This window comes from Lawsonibacter hominis, assembly GCF_014287895.1.
Classification (GTDB): domain Bacteria; phylum Bacillota; class Clostridia; order Oscillospirales; family Oscillospiraceae; genus Lawsonibacter_A; species Lawsonibacter_A hominis.
The window spans coordinates 1-848 of the sequence record NZ_JACOPP010000084.1; the positions used below are offsets into that span (position 1 = coordinate 1).

Consider the following 848-nt stretch of genomic DNA (forward strand, 5'->3'; position numbering starts at 1 on the left):
CTAGAGTCTGTTTTAAAACCTAGCCATTGTGTGAAAAACGACGATGTAATAGAATGGGAGCATGAAGAGACATGAAATAAGCGAAAAACAATGGAATAGGATCAAGGACAAGTTCCCGCCTGAGAGGAAGCCGCAAGGAGGGCGTCCAGGGAAAAGTAACCGGGAAATGCTTAACGCGATTCTATACTGGCTGAACACGGGGATTCCATGGCGGGATCTGCCGGAGCGGTTCGGCCCGTGGCAGAGCGTATACAGTCGGTTTCGGGCCTGGACAAAAGCCGGAGTATGGGAAAATATCCTCACAGTCCTGATTGAGCAGGATTTGGTGGACGAAACAACGCTGATGCTGGACAGCACTACAATCAAGGTTCACCAACACGCTAGTGGGGCTAAAAAGGGGGATATCACGAGGAAACCGGGCGGAGCAGGGGAGGCTTGACCACGAAGGTCCATGCGGTAACGGATGGACTTGGGAATCCATTGCGCTTTTTGCTCTCCAGTGGGAACCGTAATGATATCTGCGTGGCGCAGGCACTGTTGGAACCTTTTGATTTAAACGGCAAACTCATTCTGGCGGATAAAGGCTATGACAGCGATAAATTTGTACGCTGGTTGGAAGAACGGGGCGGAATCGTGGTGATTCCCAGCCGTATCATTGCCAAACACCCCAGGAAAACAGACTGGCACACGTACAAAGAGCGTCATCTGGTGGAAAACCTTTTCCTAAAGCTGAAAAACAACCGCCGTTTTGCCACCAGGTATGAGAAGAAAGCACTCTATTTTCACGCTGTTGTCTGTCTTGCCTGTATCCTCGTTTGGTTACTTTGATGGTTTTAAAACAGACTCTA

The 848-nt window shown here is 49.4% G+C and carries 2 protein-coding genes; both read left to right on the forward strand.

Going from position 1 to position 848, the window contains the following annotated elements; all coding sequences use genetic code 11:
* Positions 1 to 61: 61 nt before the first annotated feature.
* Positions 62 to 439, forward strand: coding sequence for an IS5 family transposase (locus H8S57_RS17775; RefSeq protein WP_186909092.1), 378 nt, complete (start codon positions 62 to 64; stop codon positions 437 to 439).
* Entirely contained in the window at positions 436 to 828 is a 393-nt protein-coding gene (locus tag H8S57_RS17780; RefSeq protein ID WP_186909093.1) for an IS5 family transposase, read from the forward strand. Before H8S57_RS17775 ends, H8S57_RS17780 begins: the two co-directional genes overlap by 4 nt.
* The last annotated feature ends 20 nt before the right edge of the window (positions 829 to 848 follow it).

Excerpts from the sequence above, each read along its gene's own strand:
- H8S57_RS17775 (WP_186909092.1), top strand. The coding sequence starts at position 62 with ATGAAGAGACATGAAATAAGCGAAAAACAATGGAATAGGATCAAGGAC.